The sequence below is a fragment of the Cupriavidus phytohabitans genome (genome assembly GCF_017815025.1).
GTDB lineage: Bacteria > Pseudomonadota > Gammaproteobacteria > Burkholderiales > Burkholderiaceae > Cupriavidus.
Genome location: NZ_JAGIQB010000075.1, coordinates 1 through 19800, shown reverse-complemented (window position 1 = coordinate 19800; position 19800 = coordinate 1). Strand labels below are relative to the sequence as shown.

Here is a 19800-nt window from a genome sequence, read left to right as displayed (position 1 = left end):
CGCTGGTGACGATGTGCATCGGCGGCGGGCAGGGCATTGCCGCCATCTTTGAGCGGATCTGAGGTTGGCCTTGCGCCGTGTGCTGCTGAAAATGTCTTTCTCGGCGCTGGCCGCCGTGCTCGCCCTGGCGGGCACGGCGCAGGCCGCACCGGCGACCGAGTTGTCGACCGGTCCGGTCGGGGCGGTTTCGGGCGGCAGCGAGGGCCTGGGCATCAACCAGGCCATCCGTGAGGGCGAGGCGCGGCGCGGCAGCGCACTGTCCACCGCAACTGCCAGGCCGCTGGCACCGCGGCCGGAATACGCAAAGCTTCCTGTCTATGTCGGCAAGGTCGGCGACCAGCCCGTGCGGCTGCGGCTCGGCCCCAAGCCCGACGAGCGCAATAGCGTGCGTGGCGAATACGCCGGCCGCGGCGCAGGTGTGCGCCTGCTCGCCGGCGAATGGGAAAACGGTGCCTTCCTGATGGAAGAGTCGGACGACGGTACGCGCGTGACGGGCAACTGGGAGGGCAACATCGACGCCAGCGGCGCCGTGCGCGGCACCTGGACCGATGCCTTCAATCCCGCCATCGTGCTGCCGTTCTTTATCCGCCCGCTGGGGGTGCTGGTTATCCCGCCGTTCGACATGACACCCAACAGCGGCGTCACCTACGCGCCGCCGCCGCCCAAGTCGTCGATCTCGGGCTGGTAGTCCGGCAGCATGTTCCGCGTGACAAGCGGTCCGCCATCGTTCCCGGTGGCGCGGCCGGCATTTGCTGGTAAGCTCGAAGGCTCACAGAGTCTCATCCCTGGCTGGATAGTGTGATGCCTGCGTGGCATCGCGGCAACGCCGGCCAGTAGTCGCTAGTAGCCAGCAAGGAATCCGCCGTGTCCGATTCGCCGTCCGACAAGCCCGCATCCCGTCCCCATTACCTGCAGACCGTCGCGGTCCAGCCCGAGCTGGACATCGCATCCGGCTTTGCCTCGTTCTCGCCCGCCACCCACCGTGGCTCGACCGTGGTCTTCCGCAACCTGGCCGAACTTCGTGCCCAGGGCGACGGCACCACCACTTACTGGCGCTACGGCCTGCACGCCACCCCGACCAGCGAGGCGCTGTGCCAGCACCTGGCGCTGATCGAAGGCGCGCGCCATACCTTGCTGCTGCCTTCGGGGCTGGCGGCGATTTCGCTGGTCTACTTCGCGCTGCTCAAGAGCGGCGACGACGTGCTGGTGCCGCATAACGTTTACGGCCCCAACCGCGACCATGGCGAATGGCTGGCGCGCGACTACGGCGTGTCGGTGCGCTACTACGACCCGATGGACGTTGCCGGCATGGCCGCGATGATCCGTCCCGAGACGCGCCTGATCTGGATGGAGTCGCCGGGTTCGGTGACGATGGAGGTGGCGGACACCGATGCCATCGTCGCCGCCGCGCAGGCGCGTGGCGTGCTGACGGCGATCGACAATACCTGGTCGGGCGGCGTCTACTTCCGCCCGTTCGACAAGGGCATCGACATCTCGGTGCAGGCGCTGACCAAGTACCAGTCCGGCGGCAGCGATGTGCTGATGGGCGCGGTGATGACGCGCGACGATGCGCTGCACGACCGCCTGCGGCGCACCCGCATGCTGATGGGCTGGGGCGTGTCTGCCGATGACTGCCACCTGGTGCTGCGCGGGCTGCCGAGCCTGCCGGTGCGGCTGGCGGCGCACGACCGCGGCGCGCGCGAAGTCGCCGAATGGCTGCACCAGCGGCCCGAGGTGGCGCGCGTGCTGCATCCCGCGCTGCCCGACTGCCCGGGCCATGCCAACTGGCGGCGCGACTTCACCGGTGCCACTGGCCTGTTTGCCATCATCCTGCGCGCGCGCTACTCGCGCCGGCAGGTCGATGCCTTTGTCGAGGCGCTGCAGTTGTTCGCGATCGGCTGGTCGTGGGGTGGCGCGCATAGCCTGGCCGTGCCTTATCACGTGCAGGGCATGCGCCCGGCAGGCACCTGGCCGCCGGCCGGCTGGCAGGATACCGGCGAACTGGTGCGGCTCTATATCGGCCTGGAAGATACGCGCGACCTGATCGCCGACCTGCGCCAGGCAATGGAGGCAAAGCTGGGCGCGGCGTAAGGGATGCAAGGCGGAGGCGGGGCGCAGGCGCCCCGCGCCGCTTCAGGCAGGCTTGCGCAGCGCCAGGTTGAGCTGGTCGACCACTTCGGCCCAGTCGGCGTCGTCGAGAAGCTCGTCGTGCAGCAGCGCTGACTGCGCCGGCGTCCAGAACGGCGCCTCCGCCAGTTCCACATCGTCTGGCAGCGGCGCGTGCTGGCCGATGAAGCTGCGGATGCTGGCTTCATCCGAAGCCAGGCCGAGTTGCGCGAACAGTTCGGAAAACTGGTGGAAGGTCGGTTCCATGGCGGTCTGGTTTGATGGTTGGGGGGCTCATGTAGTGTAGGCGAGTCCCCGTTCAACCGTCGGGGCTCAGCGGGCGTCGACGCTGGGCATCGGCTTGGCGCCGGCGGCGGCCGTGGCCGTGGACGAGGCGGCCGCACGCGGCATCGCCCAGACCGACTCGGCCGCTCCGCTGCGCGCACGCCGCTGGGTGGCGCGGGCGAGGGCGACGAAGCCCGCCGCCAGCGCGATGGCGCCAATATCGAAGCCGGCGATGATCCAGTGCCCGCTGGGGATGCTGCGCAGCAGGTGGTCGCCGGTCAGGATGGCGTTGGACAGCGGCACGGTCAGCGCGGCCAGCGCCGCCACGTACAGCAGTTCGATCGCTCCGCGTACCGGCGGGCGCAGCAGCGCCCACGCACAGGCAATGCCGAACACCGTGAAGTAGGTGTAGCTCACCGCGCGTTCGGGCCACAGCAGCGCGGCCGGGAAGCACAGCGCCACGCCGATGCAGCAGCCGATGCAGACGCCGACGGTCGCCTGCGCCAGCAAGCGGTGCACGCGCGGCTGTTCGGCCTGGCGCAGCTTGCGCCGCGACTCGATCCACAGCAGGTTACCCGAATAGAACAGGAACGCGCCCGACAGGCCCGCCAGCAGGTAGACCAGCCGCAGCGGCAGCGCGCCGAAGGTGCCGAAGTGCAGCGCATACAGCGCGCTGTACAGCCCGTGGTTGCTGTCGCGCGCACCGGCGGTCTGGTTGGCGGTCAGCTGGCCCGCGTCGGGTTCGCCCTGCGCGGCGTGGATCCCGACCGAGCCGAGATTGCCGAGCGCCCTGGCGCTGGTGCCGCGCACTTCGACCACGGCATTGGCGTCGCCGAAGCGCTGGAAGCGGAACGATTCCGGCGTGAAGCGTTCGCCGCCATGCTGTTGCGCGATCCGCACCAGGGTCTCGGTGGGCATCGTCGGCACCGCGCGGCCGGCGGCAGCCACCTCCGGCACCGCGGTGGTGGCACGCGGCACCGCTTCGAACAGGCGGCCATCGAAGGTCAGCGTGTTGAACACCATCATCAGCACCAGGGACAGGCAGAACAGCGCGCCGGTGACGGCAAAGACCAGGTGGAAGGGCAGGCTGAACAGTCCCAGCACGTTGTGCGCATCCATCCAGAAGCGCTTGAGGTTGCGTCCCGGGCGCACCGCGAACAGGTCCTTCCTGAGGCGCGGCAGGTGCAGCAGCACGCCCGACACCAGGGCGAGCCCGTAGAGCACCGAGATCGCGCCCATGAAGTAAATCCCGCCGACGGGGATGCCGAGCGAATAGTGCAGGCTGTTCAGGAACGCCGAGAGCTCACCGATCACCTGGTCGCGCGAGGTGTCGCGCTGCATCGCGGCATCGCCGGCCAGGCGCGCGTCGGTGGTCATCTGCCATTCGCCGGTCTTGTCCTGCCAGTAGGCGGCGATATTGGGCTCGCCTTCGGATGGCATGATCACGTAGGCGCTCGCGGCGGCCTCAGGGTGGATCGCGACCAGCTTGTGCATGAAGCGGTCGACCGCTGCGGGGTCGGCCTGGGCCTCGACCGGCGCGCTACCTTTCAGGCGCGTGGGAGACTGCCACACATGCAGCTCGTGGTGGAACACGGTCACGGCGCCGGCAAAGAAGGCGATGAACAGGGCCCAGCCGGCCATCAGGCCGACCCAGGTATGCAGCGTCTGGTACAGGCGCAGGGTTGCGGTTTTCATGATGGCGTTCTCAGGAGACGGACAGCGCGGCCGGGGCCAGGCCCGCCAGGCGCAGGGCCCACAGCGCGCCGAAGCAGAGCAGGTTGGCGCTGCCCAGCCACAGCCAGGCCGAGCGGCTGGTGCGGAACAACAGGCTGCAGCTGATGATGGCCACCCATACGGGCAGGCAAGCCACGACCGCGGCGACGAGGCCAGTTTCCCAGCCACCGGGCAGCCAGAGGATAGACAGCGTGCACAGCGCCACGGCGAGCGGCAGGCCAAGCAGGGTGCCTGCCAGCCACTTGGTGCCCATGGTCTCGGTGGTGGCGCTCATGCCCGTTTCCCCCTCTGGCCCTGCGCCGCCAGGCGCCTGCGGTGGACATAGGTGCCCACGAAGGGCCAGGCCGACAGCGCGCACGGCACCGTAGCCAGGCTGGCGGCGATCGCCACCGGCCAGCCATCGGTCGTGCTCCACAGCCAGGTGCTGGCGAGCACGAGCACCAGGCCCAGCCAGCCGGATACGCGCGGCTGCGGGACACGTCCCGGTGGTAGCAGGACCTGGTTAGGCGCGGCCAGGTACAGGCAGGCAGCCGCCGCCAGGCCCAGGAAAACGGCCAGAACTTGCATGAGAGGAAATGTCAGCGAATAGAAACATTAATAGTAATGATTCGCATTTCAATGAGCAAGCGGAATGTTGGCGGTCAACATCCACATCTGGTGTGCCTGTCCACCCCCCGGAACTCCGGCTAGCAACGTCCGATCGAACGCCGCCGGGCGGCAGGCAGGATTTCAGTGCGGAAACAGTTCCAGCAGCGCGTCCAGCCCGACGTGGTTGAACGCCACGCTGGCCTGCGCGCGCACCACCGGCTTGGCGCGGAACGCCACCGACAGGCCGGCGACCGCCATCATCTTGAGGTCGTTGGAGCCGTCGCCCATGACGATGGCCTGGTCCGGCGTGGCGCCGATCAGCGCGCAGACTTCCTGCACGGTACGGGCCTTGACGTCGGCGTTGACGATCTCGCCGACTACGTTGCCGGTCAGCTTGCCGTCGACGATCTCCAGCGTATTGGCGCGGGTGAAGTCCAGCTTCAGGCGCGGCTTGAGCTGGTCGGTGAAGTGGACGAAACCGCCCGACACCAGCAGCGTCTTGATGCCCAGCGCCTGCACGGCCTGCAGCATGCGCTCGGCACCCGGCGACAGGCGCAGGCGTTCGGCATAGACGCGGTCGAGCACGCTGGCGTCCAGGCCCTTGAGCAGCGCCACGCGGCGCCGCAGGCTTTCATTGAAATCGGTGATCTCGCCACGCATCGCGGCTTCGGTGATGGCGGAAACCTCGGCCTTGAGGCCGCAGAAATCCGCGATCTCGTCGATGCACTCGATCGTGATCAGCGTCGAGTCCATATCCATCGCCACCAGCCGGAAGTCCGACAGCTTGCGTCCGGCCGGGACCACGGCCCAGTCGATCGCGCGCGGACCGCAGAAATCGTCCAGCGCATCGCGCAGCGCCGGCGTCAGCGGCGCGCAGTCTTCGGCAGCGGCCACGGTGTCGCCGCGCGGCTCCAGTTCGGAGGCGCGGGCGAGCGTGCGGACGGTGTCGAAGTCGGCGGCGGAAAGCGGGGCAGTGCTCTGGAGAATCAGGGGCATGACAGCGAGGATCGGGCGCGCGCCTCAGGGCAGGGAAGCGGGGCGGCAACGCGGAAAAACCGCTATTGTAGCCGCCCGGGCCAATTTGCAGCGCGCTCAGCGCTGCTTCATCAGCATGTAGGCCACCGTCAGGTTGGACAGCGTGCGCACGCCGTTGATCAGCGCCGGCTTGTCCACATAGAACTCCGGCGAGGACTGGAGGGCGCCTTGGTCACATTTTGGCCCTTGGGTGTCACGCCAGACAAAGCCGGTCAGGCCATGCGCAGGCTATCCACGACCTTATGCAAGAACGCCTCGCACGCCGTCAGCTGTTCCAGGGTGACAAACTCATCCGGCTTGTGCGCCTGCTGGATATCGCCGGGCCCGCACACCACCGCCGGAATGCCCGCGCGCTGGAACAGCCCGGCCTCGGTGCCATAGGCGACCTTGTTGGTCTCGCGGTCCGCCGTCAGCGCCCGCACCAGCTGCGTGATCGCGGCCTGCTCGGCGGCATCCAGCGACGGCGCCGCGGCGATCTTGCTTAGCGTCAGGTCGGCATCGGCATGCTCGGCGCGCATCTTCGGCAGCAGTACGTCGCTGGCGTAGGCATGGATGCGCGCGTAGATCGCTTCCGGATCCACCCCAGGCAAATTGCGGAACTCGAACACGAACTCGCACAGCGCGGGGATGGTATTGAGCGCAATGCCGCCCTGGATGGTGCCGGTCTGCGCGGTGGTGTAGGGCACGTCGAAGGCCTCGTCGTAAGGACCGTTGGCCTTGAACTCATCGGCGATATCGCGGATGAAGCAGATCAGCCGCGCCGCATATTCGATCGCATTGACGCCGCGCGGCGTCAGGGACGAGTGCGCGGCCTGGCCCCGGACGCAGCAGCGGTAGGCGTTGATGCCCTTGTGCGCCACGATCACGCGCATGCTGGTCGGCTCGCCGACGATGCAGCCGCCGGGCGTCACGCCACGGTCGCGCAGTTCGGCCAGCAGGTAGGGCGCGCCCATGCAGCCGATCTCTTCATCGAAGGAGAGGGCGTAGTGCACCGGCTCGCGCAGCTTCGCGTCGAGGATGGCCGGCAGCAGCGACAGGCTGGTGCCGATGAACCCCTTCATGTCGCAGGTGCCGCGGCCATACAGCTTGCCGTCGCGGATCACCGGCTTGAACGGATCGGTAGTCCAGTTCTGGCCGTCCACCGGCACCACGTCGGTGTGGCCCGACAGCACGATGCCGCCGTTGGTGCTGCCATTGGCCGCGGGCACCGTGACAAAGAGATTGGCCTTGTCCTGCTGCGGGTTGTAGCTCAGATGCGGCTTCAAGCCCCTGGCCAGGAAGTGGTCGCGCACGGTCTCGATCAGGCCGAGGTTGGAGTGGCGGCTGGTGGTGTCGTAGGCGACCAGCCGCTGGGTCCATTCGAGCGCGCTGCCGCGCGCGGCATGGTCATTGGCGGTCTTGGTCTGGGTCGGGGCGGCGGCTTGGGCTGGCATGGGGCGCTATCACTAACCGGTCAGGAGTCCGATGCTACACCCGGTCGAATGCCGAGTCCATGCAAGCGGCGCATGGCACCGCCCCGCAGCATTACGCCAGTTGCCGCAGCGTATGCTTGATCGTCTGCGCGCGTAGCGTCACGTCCGGCATCTTGGCCTCGATGCGCAGCTTGTCCTGCCCGGCCAGCTTGATATGCCGGTTCTTCTGCACCAGGTCGATGATGCGCATGGCATCGATCGGCGGATTGGGCACGAACTGCACGCTGATGGTGGCCTCGCCCGCGTCGATCTTGCGCACGCCCAGCGGTGCCGCGGCGATGCGCAGCCGGTGCGTTTCCACCAGCGCCTGAGCCTGCGCCGGCAGCCTGCCGAAGCGGTCGATCAGCTCTTCCTGGATATCGTCGACACGCTCGGCGGTCTCGCAGTTGGCCAGGCGCTTGTACAGCGACAGGCGTTCATGCACATCGCCGCAGTAGTCGTTGGGCAGCAGCGCCGGCGTGCCGAGGTTGATCTCGGTGGTCGCCGCCAGCGGCGCCATCAGGTCGGGCTCCTTGCCGGCCTTCAGCGCCTTGACAGCATGATTGAGCATGTCGGTGTAGAGCTGGAAGCCGATCTCGTGGATCTCGCCCGACTGCTTGTCGCCCAGCACCTCGCCGGCGCCGCGGATTTCCAGGTCGTGCATGGCCAGGTAGAAGCCCGAGCCGAGCTCCTCCATCTGCTGGATCGCTTCGAGCCGGCGCTGCGCCTGCTTGGTCAGGCCGTCGACATCGTGCACCAGCAGGTAGGCATAGGCCTGGTGGTGCGAACGCCCCACGCGGCCGCGCAGCTGGTGCAGCTGCGCCAGCCCGAACTTGTCGGAGCGGTGGATCAGGATGGTGTTGGCGGTCGGCACGTCGATGCCGGTCTCGATAATGGTGGTGCACAGCAGGATGTTGTCGCGGCGCGAGACAAAGTCGCGCATCACGCGCTCCAGCTCGCGCTCGTGCATCTGGCCGTGCGCCACGGCGATGCGCGCCTCTGGCACCAGCTCGGCGAGCTTTGCGCGCTTGTTCTCGATGGTCTCGACCTCGTTGTGCAGGAAGTAGACTTGCCCGCCGCGCTTGAGCTCGCGCAGGATGGCCTCGCGGATCACGCCGTCTTCCTCGCGCCGCACGAAGGTCTTGATTGCCAGCCGCTTCTGCGGCGCGGTGGCGATCACCGAGAAATCGCGCAGGCCTTCCAGTGCCATGCCCAGCGTGCGCGGGATCGGCGTGGCGGTCAGCGTCAGGATGTCGACCTCGGCGCGCAGCGTCTTCAGCGCTTCCTTCTGGCGCACGCCGAAGCGGTGTTCCTCGTCGATGATGACCAGTCCCAGGCGCTGGAATTTGACCTGGTCGGACAGGATCTTGTGCGTGCCGATAACGATGTCGACGCTGCCCTCGTTAATCTGCTTGATGGCCGCGTCGATCTCCTTCTTGGTCTTGAAGCGCGACAGCTCGACGATGCGCACCGGCCATTCGGCGAAGCGGTCGGACAGCGTCTGGAAGTGCTGCTCGGCCAGCAGCGTGGTCGGCGCGAGCATCGCCACCTGCTTGCCGCCGAGCACCGCGACAAAGGCAGCGCGCAGCGCGACTTCGGTCTTGCCGAAGCCGACATCGCCGCAGACCAGCCGGTCCATCGGCTTGCCCGAGGTCATGTCGGCGATCACCGCGGCGATGGCGGCGGCCTGGTCCGGCGTTTCCTCGAAGCCGAAGCTCTCGGCAAAGGTCTCGTAGTCCTTCGGCGACAGCGGGAAGGCGAAGCCCTCGCGCGCGGCGCGGCGCGCATACAGGTTCAGCAGTTCGGCGGCGGTATCGCGGATCTGCTGCGCGGCGCGGCGCTTGGCCTTGTCCCACTGGCCCGAGCCCAGGTGGTGCAGGGGCGCGGTGTCCGGATCGGCGCCGGAGTAGCGCGAGATCACGTGCAACTGGTGCACCGGCACATACAGCTTGCTGGCCTTGTCGTATTCGAGGTGCAGGAATTCCTCCTCGCCCTGGCCCATGTCGAGCGACACCAGGCCATGGTAACGGCCGATGCCGTGCTCGCTGTGCACCACCGGATCGCCGATCTTCAGTTCGGCCAGGTCGCGCACCATCGAGTCGACGGCGGTGGCCTGCTCCTGCTTGCGGCGGCCGGTGCGGCGCGCGGTGCCGGCGTACAGCTCGGCCTCGGTGACGAAGGCGAGTTGCCCCTGTGGCAGCGCAAAGCCGCTCTGCAGCGGCGCCACCGCGATCGAGAAGTGCGATTCGCCGGCAAGGAACGCGGCAAAGTCGTCCACTGGCTGCGGGCGCCGGCCGCTTTCGGCAAACAGCTGCAGCAGCGTCTCGCGCCGGCCGGCGGAGTCTGCGCACATCAGCACGCGGGTCCGCTTCTCGAGCAGCAGCGATTCCAGGTTGACCAGCGGATCTTCGGCGCGCCGGTTGACCGAGACATCGGGCAGGATCGCCGAGAACGGTGTCTGGTCCGCGCCGGGCTCGGCCTGCAGCACCAGCCGCGCCATCGGCTTGGCGCCGACGAAGAACTGCTCCTCGGACAGGAACAGGTCGGCCGGCGGCAGCAGCGGCCGCTCGCGGTCGTGCCGCATGAAGTTGTAGCGCTGCGTGGTGTCGGCCCAGAAGCGGCGGATCGCTTCATCGATGTTGCCTGCAAAGGCGAGCTGCGTATCCGCCGGCAGATAGTCGAACAGCGTCGCGCTGTTTTCGAAAAACAGCGGCAGGTAGTACTCGATGCCCGCCGACGGCACGCCGTTGCCGATGTCCTTGTAGATCGGCGACTTGGTCGGGTCACCCTCGAACACTTCGCGCCAGCGGCCGCGGAACGCGGTGCGCGCGGCTTCGTCGAGCGGGAACTCGCGGCCCGGCAACAGGCGCACTTCCTTGACCGGGTACAGGCTGCGCTGCGTGTCCGGGTCGAAGGCGCGGATGGTCTCGATGTCGTCGCCGAACAGGTCGATCCGGTACGGCAGCGCCGAGCCCATGGGGTACAGGTCGATCAGGCCGCCGCGCACGCTGTATTCGCCCGGGCGCATCACGGCGCTGACGTGCTCGTAGCCGGCCAGCGTGAACTGCGCCTTCAGCGCAGCTTCGTCCAGGCGCTCGCCCTGCTTGAAGAAGAAGGTGTAGGCCGCCAGGAAAGAAGGCGGGGCCAGCCGGTACAGCGCGGTGCTGGCCGGCACCAGCATCACGTCGCATTGGCCGCCCTGGATATCGTGCAGCGTGGCAAGGCGTTCGGAGACCAGGTCCTGGTGCGGCGAGAAGCTGTCGTACGGCAGCGTTTCCCAGTCGGGCAGCAGGCGCACGCGCAGCTCGGGGGCGAACCAGGGGATTTCTTCGGCCAGGCGCTGGGCGTCGACGGCATTGGCGCACACCACTGCCAGCATCGGCACGCGCGCGCGGTGCTGCCGCGCGTAGGCGGCAAGGGCCAGGGCATCGGCGGAGCCACGCAGGCCGGCCACGGTGTGGCGCAGGCCGGGCTTGACCAGCGGCAGGTTGACGAAGGGCAGGGAGGGCGTAGCGTCAGGCATGTCGGCAACGAGGCGTTCAAAACGACGACACCCCGCCGGCATCGCGGGCGGGGGTCGGACAGAATGCTGCGGGCACGTGGCCGCACCCGCCCACGCCGCCAGGCACGCATGCGCATGGCGACGGGCAAGGGCCGTATTATAGAATGCGACCCGGTTGTCCCGCTGGCGCCACGGCGCCGGCGCGAGCCCAGCCACTGCAGTTCCACTTCGCCCTCCACTTCCTGCCCTAGCCGTGTCCGCTCGCCGCTTTGCCCTGATTCCCTGTGCCGGTACCGGCAGCCGCGCCGGCGGCACCGTTCCCAAGCAGTACCAGACCGTGGCCGGCCGGCCGATGATCTGGTACGCGCTGGCGGCGTTCTCGGCGTGCGATGCGATCAACGCCACCGCGCTGGTGCTGGCGCCCGACGACATGCCGCTGGAATCGCGCTTCGGCGCCGCCACGTTCGCCGGGCTGCGCTTCGACACCGCCTTCGTTGGCGGCGACACGCGGCATGCATCGGTGCTGGCGGGACTACATCACCTGGCCCAGCTCGGCGCCACCGATACCGACTGGGTGCTGGTGCACGACGCCGCGCGCCCGGGCCTGACCCCGGCGATGATCCACGCGCTGGTGCGCGCGGTCGAAAGCGACGGCGACGATGATCCGGATGCGGCCATCGGCGGCATCCTGGCGGTGCCGGTGCCCGACACCCTCAAGCGTGCGCAGGACGATGCCCGTATCGGCGGCACCGTGCCGCGCGAAGGGCTGTGGCAGGCGCAGACCCCGCAGATGTTCCGCCTCGGCGTGCTGCGCCAGGCGCTGCAGGATGCCATGGCGGCCGGCGCGGTGGTGACCGACGAAGCCAGCGCGATCGAGCGGCTGGGGCTGCATCCGCGGCTGGTCAACGGCTCGCTGCGCAATTTCAAGGTGACATACCCGGAAGACTTCGCGCTTGCCGAAGTGCTGCTGGGGACCGGAGCAAATGGAGCATAAGGAGCGTAACCGCAATGATGCCTTTCGATATCCGCGTGGGCCAGGGCTATGACGTCCACGCATTGGTGCCGGGCCGCAAGCTGATCCTTGGCGGCGTGGAGATTCCGCACGACCGCGGCCTGCTGGGCCATTCGGATGCCGACGCGCTGCTGCACGCTGTGACTGACGCGTTGTTCGGCGCGGCTGCGCTGGGTGATATCGGCCGTCATTTCCCCGATACCGACGCGCAGTTTGCCGGCGCCGACAGCCGCGTGCTGCTGCGCGAGGCCGCGCGCCGCGTGCGCGCGGCGGGCTACGAGATCGGCAATGTCGATGCCACCGTGATTGCGCAGGCGCCCAGGCTGGCACCGCATGTCGGCGCGATGGTGGCCAACCTGGCGGAAGACCTGGGGCTGGCGCCCGGGCGCTGCAACGTCAAGGCAAAGACCAACGAAAAGCTGGGCTTCGAAGGGCGGCAGGAAGGGATCGTGGCGCAGGCCGCGGTGCTGGTGTGGCGCGCCTCGGTGACGGGCGCGCAGGACTGAGCGCCGTGCCGTGGGCGCGGTGGGCGGGGCTGGCGAACGCTGCTAGCTGCGTGGCGCGTCCGCCGCCGGGGCATTTTCCGGCGGGATGGCGTAGGTGTAGTCGATCAGCCGCGCCATGGCGCCCGAGCGCGCACCGGCCTCGGTGCGCTTGGTGAAGCCCATCTGCTGCACCAGCCGGTTGGCCGAGGCCATCTCAGGCATGGTCCTTACCAGCAGCGTGGGCGAGCCGATATCGCGCGCGCGCTGGATGCAGATCTGCATCAGCGTGCGCCCCAGCCCCAGGCCGCGCGCCTGCGGGCTGACCGACAGCAGCCGCGCCTCCGGCTGCGTCAGCGTGATGGTGCTGCCGTCGAGCGCGGGCAGCGTTGCCCCGGGATGGCAGAACAGCACGGCGCCCATGATGCCGTGGTCGGTTTCCGCCACCCACCATTCCATGTCGGGATTGCTGGTCGCCAGCACTGCCTGCATGCCGCGCTGGAACGAAGCCCGGCAGTCTTCCATGATTTCCAGCTCATACTGGCCATAGGCTTGCTGCGTGACTGCAGCAATGTCGCCCCAGTCATGCACCGCGGCAAGGCGGTAGTGGAAACGGGGAGAAGTCGGCGAAGGCAGGGTCATGGCAGGCTGAAAGTGCATATCCTGCCTGGATTGTAGGCCGATCGCCGCGCCAGTGCAGTCCCGGCGCGGGGTCGGTTGCAAGATGGGAACAGCCGGCATTTCCCGCTGGGAAGCTGCCGGCTGCTGTGCTACAGGGGCCGTGGGACGGCCCCTACGGAGGGCGCGGGGGCGCGCTGTCCGCTTACTGGGCGGCGATCACGTTGGCCGCGGCCACGATCACCGCGGCGATGCGGCCCACGTCGCGCAGTTGCTGCGCGGTCATGCCCTGTTCGTTCTTCAGCAACTGGTAGTGCGACTTCACGCAGAAGTGGCATTTGCCCACGATCGACGCGGCCAGCGCGTACATCTCGAAACGGCGCTTGTCGACGCCGCCATGGGTGGCGTAGGCGTTCATGCGCAGGCCGGCCGGCTGGGTCGACAGGTCGGTGTCGTCCGCCATCTCGACGTACGGGTACCAGGTGTTGTTCATGCCCATCAGCGCCGCGGCGGTCAGCGCGCCGTTGGTTTCCTCGGGCGACAGCACGCCCGCATTGCGGATGGCATCCACCAGCACCTTGCTCTGCGCCGCGAATGCCGCCGCCAGCGCCACGCCGACCGCATCGTTGCCTTCCAGCGAGGAACGGGCGATGGTGCCGTCCACGTTCAGGCGGATGTCCTTGGCGTAATCGGGGATCAGGTTCTTAATCGTGCTGAGGAATTCCATTTATTTCTCCTATCGATCGGGGCCCAAAAAACCCGCGCAAGCGGGTTTCGGAGCGAAGAGCGAGGCCCTCCGCGGATCGCCACAGTGTCTGGCGAAGAACTGCAGATTACAGCGTTGCGCCACCAACGGCACGGTTGCACGGGCACAGCTCGTCCGTTTGCAGGCCGTCCAGGATACGCAGGACTTCGTCCGGGTTGCGGCCGACGTTCAGGTTGTTCACCGAAACGTGCTGGATCACGTTGTCCGGGTCGACGATGAAGGTCGCACGCAGGGCCACGCCGGCGGCCTGATCACGCACGCCCAGCTGGTCGACCAGCGAGCCGGTCACGTCGGCGAATTGCCACTGGTCCAGCTTGTTCAGGTCCTTGTGCTCGCGGCGCCATGCCAGCTTGACGAATTCGTTGTCGGTCGAGCCGCCGAGCACGATCGCGTCGCGGTCAGCGAAGTCGCCGTTCAGCTTGGCGAAGGCGACGATTTCGGTCGGGCACACGAAAGTGAAGTCCTTCGGGTAGAAGTAGATGACCTTCCACTTGCCTTCGAACGACTTTTCGGTGATGTCTTCGAAAGCCGACTGGCCGTTCTCTTCGTGATTGTTGAAACCCGGCTTGACACCGACGACGTGGAAGGCTTCGAGCTTTTCACCAACGGTCTTCATAAGACTATCTCCAGATACGGTTGCAGTAAGAACAGTGCCGCCGCTGCGGTCCCGGCGTGGATCTTGCCAGGCACTTTGCTGCGGTGCACCGCGACAAAACGTGATTATGCGTGATCATTCCGCGTGGGGCTAATTGATATTCTCAAAGAGCCCGATAGGCATGGCTGGTTCAGTACCGCCTGCATCGTCCCGCGAGAGCCAGCGAAACGGAGCGGCAAGTATGCCATGCAAGGCAGGCACGCAAATGGCAAGTTGGTGACGATCCGCCGGGATTCAAGCCGTTTGCAGCACGGCGCCGCCGGCGACCCTCACGCGCGGCGGAAGCAGGCACTGACCACCAGGCCCGAATCCGGCGCGGCGCGGTTGGCCAGCAGCAGGCGTCCGCCGTTGCGCTGCATGATGCGGTTGACGATGGACATGCCCAGTCCCGCGCCCTTGGCCTCGCTGCGCGCGCTGTCGAGCCGGTAGAACGGCCGCGTCAGCAGCGACAGCTGGCCTTCGGGCACGCCATTGCCGCGGTCGGCCACGGTCAGCACCGCTTCCTTGTCGTCGACCCGGGTGGAGATCTCGACCACCGCCATGCCGCTCTGCTCGTCCTTGGCATAGCGGCGCGCGTTTTCGACCAGGTTGTCGAGGATGCGCTGGACTTCCATGCGGTTGGCCACGGCCATCACCGGCTCATTGGCACGCACGTGCACGCGCACATCGTCATGCGCGGCGTAGACGCCCACGGCATCGTGTACCAGTGCCGACAGGTCGACCGGCTCGACGGTTTCCAGCGGCGGCCGCGCGTAGTTGAGGAACTGGCCGATGATCGCGTCCATCTGTTCGATATCGGCGATCATGGCGTCGCGCGTGGGCGTGTCCATCGGCGACATCTCGGTTTCCAGGCGCAGCCGCGTCAGCGGCGTGCGCAGGTCATGCGAGATGCCGGCCAGCATCACCACGCGGTCGTCGTCGAGCTGGCGCAGGTCGCGCACCATCTGGTTGAAGCTGTGATTGGCCAGCGCCACTTCGCTGGCGCCGCGCTCGGGCAGCGGCGGCGGGTCGCCGCCGGCACCGATGGCGCGCGCGGCGTTGGCCAGGCGCTTGAGCGGATAGTTGACGCGCGCGGTGATAAAGGCCGCGCCGATGATCGACAGCAGCAGCGCGGCAATGCTCCACCACAGCCACTGGATGCCGGGCACGCGCTCGAAGCGCTCGGGGCTGATCGCGACCCAGTAGTCGTCGCCCTCGATCTCGAAGCTGACCCACACGCCGGGAATGTCATTGACGGTGGTGGCCAGCACGGTGTCCTCGCCCAGGCGGCCGCGGATTTCCTGCTGGACCAGCGAGGTCAGGAACGGGTTGGCGGTGGGCGCGGCGAAGTCGTCATCCTTCTCGCGCGGATAGACCTTGATGCCTTCGTTCTGCACCAGGTCGAGCAGCAGGAAGCGGCGCCGCGCGGGGTCGGAGTAAAGCAGCGCGGCGCGCGTGAGCTTGACCACGCTGACCACCTGCATGGCGATCTGCTGCGCGCGCGGGGCGCGTTCGAACAGCCGGTAGCTCTGGAACCAGATGCCCAGCGAGATCGCCAGCAGCAGGGCGATAAGCATGAAGGTTCGCCAGAACAGCGAACCAAAGAACCGCGTCGCGGTTCTGCCGATAACGGTCGCCACGATAGGAACAGCGGCCGTTATCGGTTATTTCACGCCATCGGGAATGAAGACGTAGCCCAGGCCCCAGACCGTCTGGATAAAACGCGGGTTGCTCGGGTCCGGCTCGATCAGCTTGCGCAGGCGCGAGATCTGCACGTCCAGGCTGCGGTCGAACACTTCATATTCACGGCCGCGCGCCATTTCCATCAGCTTCTCGCGCGACAGCGGCTGGCGCGGATGGCGGGCGAACACCTTGAGCACCGAGAATTCACCGGTGGTCAGCGTGATTTCCTCGTCGTTCTTGGTCAGCGTGCGCGTGGCCAGGTTCAGCACGAAGTCGCCGAAGGCAAACGTCTCAGGAGTCTCGGAGGGGGCGCCGGGCACTTCGGCCGGGCCCTTGCGGCGCAGCACCGCGTGGATGCGCGCGATCAGCTCGCGCGGATTGAACGGCTTGGGCAGGTAATCGTCGGCGCCCATTTCCAGGCCGACGATGCGGTCCACGTCCTCGCCCTTGGCGGTGAGCATGATGATCGGGGTCTGGTCGTTGGCACCGCGCAGCCGGCGGCAGATCGACAGGCCGTCTTCGCCCGGCATCATCAGGTCCAGCACCAGCAGGTCGAAACGCTCGCGCAGCCAGAGCTTGTTCATCGCGGTGGCGTTTTCCGCCACCAGCACGGTGAAACCCTGTTCGCCCAGATAGCGGCGCAGCAGATCGCGCAGACGCGGGTCATCGTCGACGACAAGAATCTTGTGGCTGGTATTTTCCATGGCGGTATCTTAGCGACTATCGCTTTCGCTCAAAATGGCTTAACAAAACGTTACATACTTTACCCCGTGGTATGGCGGCGTGCATCAATCGTGCGATTACACTGCGCCATCCCGTCTTTTTGCGCACCTTGCGCGCCGATTTTCCGCGCATTTGCACCGCATGATCCACGGCATCGACCGCCCCCGGTTAGCAGCCCTGGCCCGATGCTTGCATAGGACAGCAGCGCCAGACGGGGATCGGACGGGGTAACGAAATTTCCCGGCTTCAGACGGTTTCAGTGACCGCTTTTCCGGAAGCCAAGACCGCCATTATCAATGAAAGTGAACCGAACCCGGCACGGGCATCCGCAGCATGGTATCGCCGGCGCATGCATTGCGCTTGCGGCTGCCGCATGGCTGCTTGGACCGGCCGGGCAGGCGCGGGCCCAGTCGGCCGGCATGGCCAACCTGCTCAAGCGCCATCCGTCGGCGCAGGCGAGCGATCCGGCCAACGGCCAGCGCGAGGCGCGTGCCCGTGCCGAGCGCCATCGCGCCGAGGAGCGCGAGACCGACCGCCGCCGCGCGGAAGACCGCGAGCGCGGCGGTTCGCGGTTGTCGCCGGACGAGCGGCGCCGCCTGCGCAAGAGCCTCTACGATTTCGGGCGGGAGATGTACGACGGCAGCTGAGCGCTGCCGTCCCCCTGGGGCAGTTATGTCAGCCGCGCGGCTGGAAGTGGCGCAGGAAGTCGACGAAGACCTCGGCTGCCAGCTGCGCGTCGTCGGCAGTGATGGTCTCCAGCGGGTTGTGGCTGATTCCGCCATTGCCGCAGCGCACGAACAGCATCGCCACGTCGGTGATGCGGTGCATCATCATGGCGTCGTGGCCGGCGCCGGAAGGCAGCTCGAACGCCTCCAGTCCCCGCTTCTTCAATACCGCGCCGAGCTGGTCCATCAGCCAGCGGGCGCAGGGTGCGTTATTGACCGGCGGCACGCGCTCGACCTGAGCTGACAGCCCGCGCCGCGCGGCGATCTGTTCGAGGCCGGCAACGATGTCGGCAATGGCCGCCTCGCGGATGTCGTCGGTGCCCGCGCGGATGTCCATCGAGAAGGTGCAGGCCGCCGGGATCACGTTGCTCGATCCGTTCGGCACCTGCAGCTGGCCGACGGTGCCGACCAGCGTGGGCGCGGCGGCGCAGCGCTCTTCCACCAGCAGGATCATTTCGGCCGCACCCGCGGCGGCGTCCTTGCGCATGCCCATCGGTGTGGTGCCGGCATGGCTGGCCTGGCCTTCCACCTGAACCTGGAAGCGGCTGCTGCCTGCGATCTGCGTGACCACGCCCAGTGGCAGGCCGTGGTGCAGCAGCACCGGTCCCTGTTCGATATGCACTTCGACGAAGCCCAGCAGCGTCGCCGGATCGAGCGCCGCCGCGCGCAGTGCCTGCAGGTCGCCCGCACCGGGCAGGCCGGAGTTGGTCAGCGCCTCGGCCAGCGTGACGCCGTCCGCGTCGACGCGGGTCAGCAGCGCGGGATCGAAGCGGCCCGCCAGCGCGCTGCTGGCAAGGAAGCTGGTCTTGAAGCGCAGCCCTTCCTCCTCGGCGAAGCCCACCACCTCGAAGTGGTACGGCAGGCGGATCCCGGCCCGGTTCAGCGCATCCACCACGGCAATCGGCAGCAGGATGCCGAGGCGCCCGTCATAGCGGCCGCCATTGCGCACCGTATCGAAATGCGAGCCGGTCATCAGCACGCGGGCATAGGTGACGGCGGGGTCGGCGGCGTAGCGGCCGATGACATTGCCGATGGCGTCGATGCGCACCTGCATGCCCGCGGCCTCCATCCATTGCGCCAGCTGGCCCTGCGCGGCACGGTGCGCCGGCGTCAGGTAGGCGCAGGTCAGGCCGCCTTCCATGTCGGAGAAGCGGGCGAGCTGGTCGGCGTGGTCGAGGATGGCCTGGCCGAGGGAAGCGGTAGTCTGGGTCATAACGGGTGTCGGCGGGTATCGTGGCTCGCTGCCGGTTTACTATGTATCAGCTATTGCGGATCCAGGTCTTCCACGCGATCCACAGCTTGCGCAGCGGCGTCAGCGCGATGCGCTGGCTGAGGACCTGGAACTGGCTGGCTTCCAGCTCATCGAGCAGCGCATGGTAGATCGCCCCCATCAGCAGCCCGGCGCGCTGGGCGCGGCGGTCCTGGCGGGGAAGGGCCGCCAGCGCCTCGCGGTACAGCTTGCGGGCGCGTTCGGCGTGGTACTGCATCAGTGCCACGAAGCGCTCGGAATGCTGGCCCTTGAGGATTTCTGACGCCGGCACCTGGAACTGCTGCAGCGTATCGACGGGCAGGTAGATGCGGCCGCGCCGGGCATCCTCGCCCACGTCGCGCAGGATATTGACCAGTTGCAGCGACAGCCCGAGCTTCTCGGCAAATTCCAGCGTCTTCGGGTCGGTATAGCCGAACAGCCGCGCGCTGAGCGTGCCGACCACGCCGGCGACGCAATGGCAGTAGCGGTTCAGGCCGGCTTCATCCAGATAGCGCGTCTGCGTCAGGTCCATCTCCATGCCGTCGAGCACTTCGGTCATTTCGACCTGCGGCAGGCCGGCGCCGGCAACATGCGGCTGCAGCGCCTGGGTGGTCGGGTGCGTGGGCGTGCCGTCGAACAGCCGCCGCAGTTCCGCTCGCCACCAGTCCAGCTGCTGGTGCGCCAGGCCGGTATCATGTGTATCGTCGACCACGTCGTCGACTTCGCGGCACCAGGCATACAGCGCGGTGATGGCGCGCCGGCGTTCGGCCGGCAGGAACAGGAAGCTGTAATAGAAGCTGGAGCCGCTCTGGGCGACTTTCTCTTGGCAATACTGATCGGGCGTCACGCCGGTCTCGGTCTGAAGATGGGGTGGGGAAGCGCGGGGCGCCGATTGTAGCATCGCCGATCCGTGCACTCGGACGCCGCCGGGTGGCCGGGCGGCAGACAATTGACCACGGCTCATCTGTCGGGAATGGCACCTGAGTGAGCGTTCCAGGCGTTTCGTCGCCTGCCGTTTGACGCACCCCCGGGGGGATCGCTATATTACTGACCGGCCAGTTATTTATTATCCCGCGCTGGCCTCCGCGGCCGACGGCCCGCCTTGCCAGCAGTTCCATCCGACTCCTAGCCCGAACTTTGAGCTGGCGGCGCGCATAATGCTTTGATTTCTCACGGTTATGTGCGCGCGAGCGAGTCGATTACTGGG

At 67.5% G+C, this 19800-nt stretch carries 19 protein-coding genes and 1 pseudogene; 5 read left to right on the top strand and 15 right to left on the bottom strand.

Annotated elements, in window-relative coordinates; translation table 11 throughout:
* Positions 1 to 91 precede the first annotated feature (91 nt).
* Positions 92 to 688: a hypothetical protein gene (locus tag J8I34_RS30885; protein WP_209807992.1), complete on the top strand. Its 597-nt coding sequence runs from the start codon at positions 92 to 94 to the stop codon at positions 686 to 688.
* A gap of 176 nt (positions 689 to 864) precedes the next feature.
* The gene (locus J8I34_RS30880; RefSeq protein WP_029049292.1) at positions 865 to 2091 is read left to right on the top strand and encodes a cystathionine beta-lyase; all 1227 of its coding nucleotides are present in this window, start codon (positions 865 to 867) and stop codon (positions 2089 to 2091) included.
* A gap of 42 nt (positions 2092 to 2133) precedes the next feature.
* Here the strand turns inward: J8I34_RS30880 and J8I34_RS30875 are convergent, their stop codons facing one another.
* The 8 genes and pseudogenes from J8I34_RS30875 to mfd form a co-directional block, all read right to left on the bottom strand.
* The gene (locus tag J8I34_RS30875; RefSeq protein ID WP_029049291.1) at positions 2134 to 2373 is read right to left on the bottom strand and encodes a DUF2789 domain-containing protein; all 240 of its coding nucleotides are present in this window, start codon (positions 2371 to 2373) and stop codon (positions 2134 to 2136) included.
* A gap of 66 nt (positions 2374 to 2439) precedes the next feature.
* Positions 2440 to 4086, bottom strand: coding sequence for a PepSY-associated TM helix domain-containing protein (locus J8I34_RS30870; protein WP_209807990.1), 1647 nt, complete (start codon positions 4084 to 4086; stop codon positions 2440 to 2442).
* Positions 4087 to 4096: 10 nt separating this feature from the next.
* Positions 4097 to 4399, bottom strand: coding sequence for a hypothetical protein (locus J8I34_RS30865; protein ID WP_029049289.1), 303 nt, complete (start codon positions 4397 to 4399; stop codon positions 4097 to 4099).
* Positions 4396 to 4692 carry a hypothetical protein gene (locus J8I34_RS30860; protein WP_209807988.1) on the bottom strand — a complete coding sequence of 99 codons (297 nt, stop codon included), beginning with the start codon at positions 4690 to 4692 and terminating at the stop codon, positions 4396 to 4398. The genes J8I34_RS30865 and J8I34_RS30860 overlap by 4 nt, the downstream gene beginning before the upstream one ends.
* 162 nt (positions 4693 to 4854) lie before the next feature.
* On the bottom strand, positions 4855 to 5709 hold the full coding sequence (serB, locus tag J8I34_RS30855) for a phosphoserine phosphatase SerB (RefSeq protein WP_209776815.1): 855 nt from the start codon (positions 5707 to 5709) through the stop codon (positions 4855 to 4857).
* Positions 5710 to 5805: 96 nt separating this feature from the next.
* Positions 5806 to 5948: pseudogene (locus J8I34_RS34975) on the bottom strand (amidohydrolase); the annotation flags it as partial.
* A gap of 12 nt (positions 5949 to 5960) precedes the next feature.
* The gene (argE, locus tag J8I34_RS30850) at positions 5961 to 7181 is read right to left on the bottom strand and encodes an acetylornithine deacetylase (protein ID WP_209776812.1); all 1221 of its coding nucleotides are present in this window, start codon (positions 7179 to 7181) and stop codon (positions 5961 to 5963) included.
* A gap of 91 nt (positions 7182 to 7272) precedes the next feature.
* Positions 7273 to 10722 carry a transcription-repair coupling factor gene (mfd, locus tag J8I34_RS30845; RefSeq protein ID WP_209807986.1) on the bottom strand — a complete coding sequence of 1150 codons (3450 nt, stop codon included), beginning with the start codon at positions 10720 to 10722 and terminating at the stop codon, positions 7273 to 7275.
* 232 nt (positions 10723 to 10954) lie between these two features.
* Here mfd and ispD point away from each other — a divergent pair, with 232 nt between their 5' ends.
* Both ispD and ispF read left to right on the top strand, forming a co-directional pair.
* Positions 10955 to 11695, top strand: a complete 741-nt coding sequence (ispD, locus tag J8I34_RS30840) for a 2-C-methyl-D-erythritol 4-phosphate cytidylyltransferase (protein ID WP_029049284.1) — start codon at positions 10955 to 10957, stop codon at positions 11693 to 11695.
* Between the two features lie 14 nt (positions 11696 to 11709).
* Positions 11710 to 12219: a 2-C-methyl-D-erythritol 2,4-cyclodiphosphate synthase gene (gene ispF / locus J8I34_RS30835; protein ID WP_029049283.1), complete on the top strand. Its 510-nt coding sequence runs from the start codon at positions 11710 to 11712 to the stop codon at positions 12217 to 12219.
* A gap of 42 nt (positions 12220 to 12261) precedes the next feature.
* Here the strand turns inward: ispF and J8I34_RS30830 are convergent, their stop codons facing one another.
* The 5 genes from J8I34_RS30830 to ompR form a co-directional block, all read right to left on the bottom strand.
* Complete coding sequence (locus J8I34_RS30830) at positions 12262 to 12837, bottom strand: GNAT family N-acetyltransferase (protein WP_029049282.1); 576 nt, start codon at positions 12835 to 12837, stop codon at positions 12262 to 12264.
* Positions 12838 to 13018: 181 nt separating this feature from the next.
* Positions 13019 to 13540: a carboxymuconolactone decarboxylase family protein gene (locus tag J8I34_RS30825; RefSeq protein WP_151071573.1), complete on the bottom strand. Its 522-nt coding sequence runs from the start codon at positions 13538 to 13540 to the stop codon at positions 13019 to 13021.
* A 106-nt stretch (positions 13541 to 13646) separates the two neighbouring features.
* On the bottom strand, positions 13647 to 14195 hold the full coding sequence (locus tag J8I34_RS30820) for a peroxiredoxin (protein WP_029049280.1): 549 nt from the start codon (positions 14193 to 14195) through the stop codon (positions 13647 to 13649).
* A gap of 308 nt (positions 14196 to 14503) precedes the next feature.
* Entirely contained in the window at positions 14504 to 15853 is a 1350-nt protein-coding gene (locus J8I34_RS30815) for an ATP-binding protein (protein ID WP_035878454.1), read from the bottom strand.
* A gap of 24 nt (positions 15854 to 15877) precedes the next feature.
* Positions 15878 to 16600 (bottom strand): osmolarity response regulator transcription factor OmpR, encoded by a 723-nt coding sequence (gene ompR, locus J8I34_RS30810; protein ID WP_010810107.1) that lies wholly within the window; start codon positions 16598 to 16600, stop codon positions 15878 to 15880.
* Positions 16601 to 16915: 315 nt separating this feature from the next.
* Here ompR and J8I34_RS30805 point away from each other — a divergent pair, with 315 nt between their 5' ends.
* The gene (locus tag J8I34_RS30805) at positions 16916 to 17266 is read left to right on the top strand and encodes a hypothetical protein (RefSeq protein WP_209807984.1); all 351 of its coding nucleotides are present in this window, start codon (positions 16916 to 16918) and stop codon (positions 17264 to 17266) included.
* A 28-nt stretch (positions 17267 to 17294) separates the two neighbouring features.
* Here the strand turns inward: J8I34_RS30805 and J8I34_RS30800 are convergent, their stop codons facing one another.
* Both J8I34_RS30800 and hpnD read right to left on the bottom strand, forming a co-directional pair.
* Positions 17295 to 18557 (bottom strand): Zn-dependent hydrolase, encoded by a 1263-nt coding sequence (locus tag J8I34_RS30800; protein WP_209807982.1) that lies wholly within the window; start codon positions 18555 to 18557, stop codon positions 17295 to 17297.
* A gap of 46 nt (positions 18558 to 18603) precedes the next feature.
* Complete coding sequence (hpnD, locus tag J8I34_RS30795) at positions 18604 to 19440, bottom strand: presqualene diphosphate synthase HpnD (protein WP_029049276.1); 837 nt, start codon at positions 19438 to 19440, stop codon at positions 18604 to 18606.
* Between the last annotated feature and the right edge of the window lie 360 nt (positions 19441 to 19800).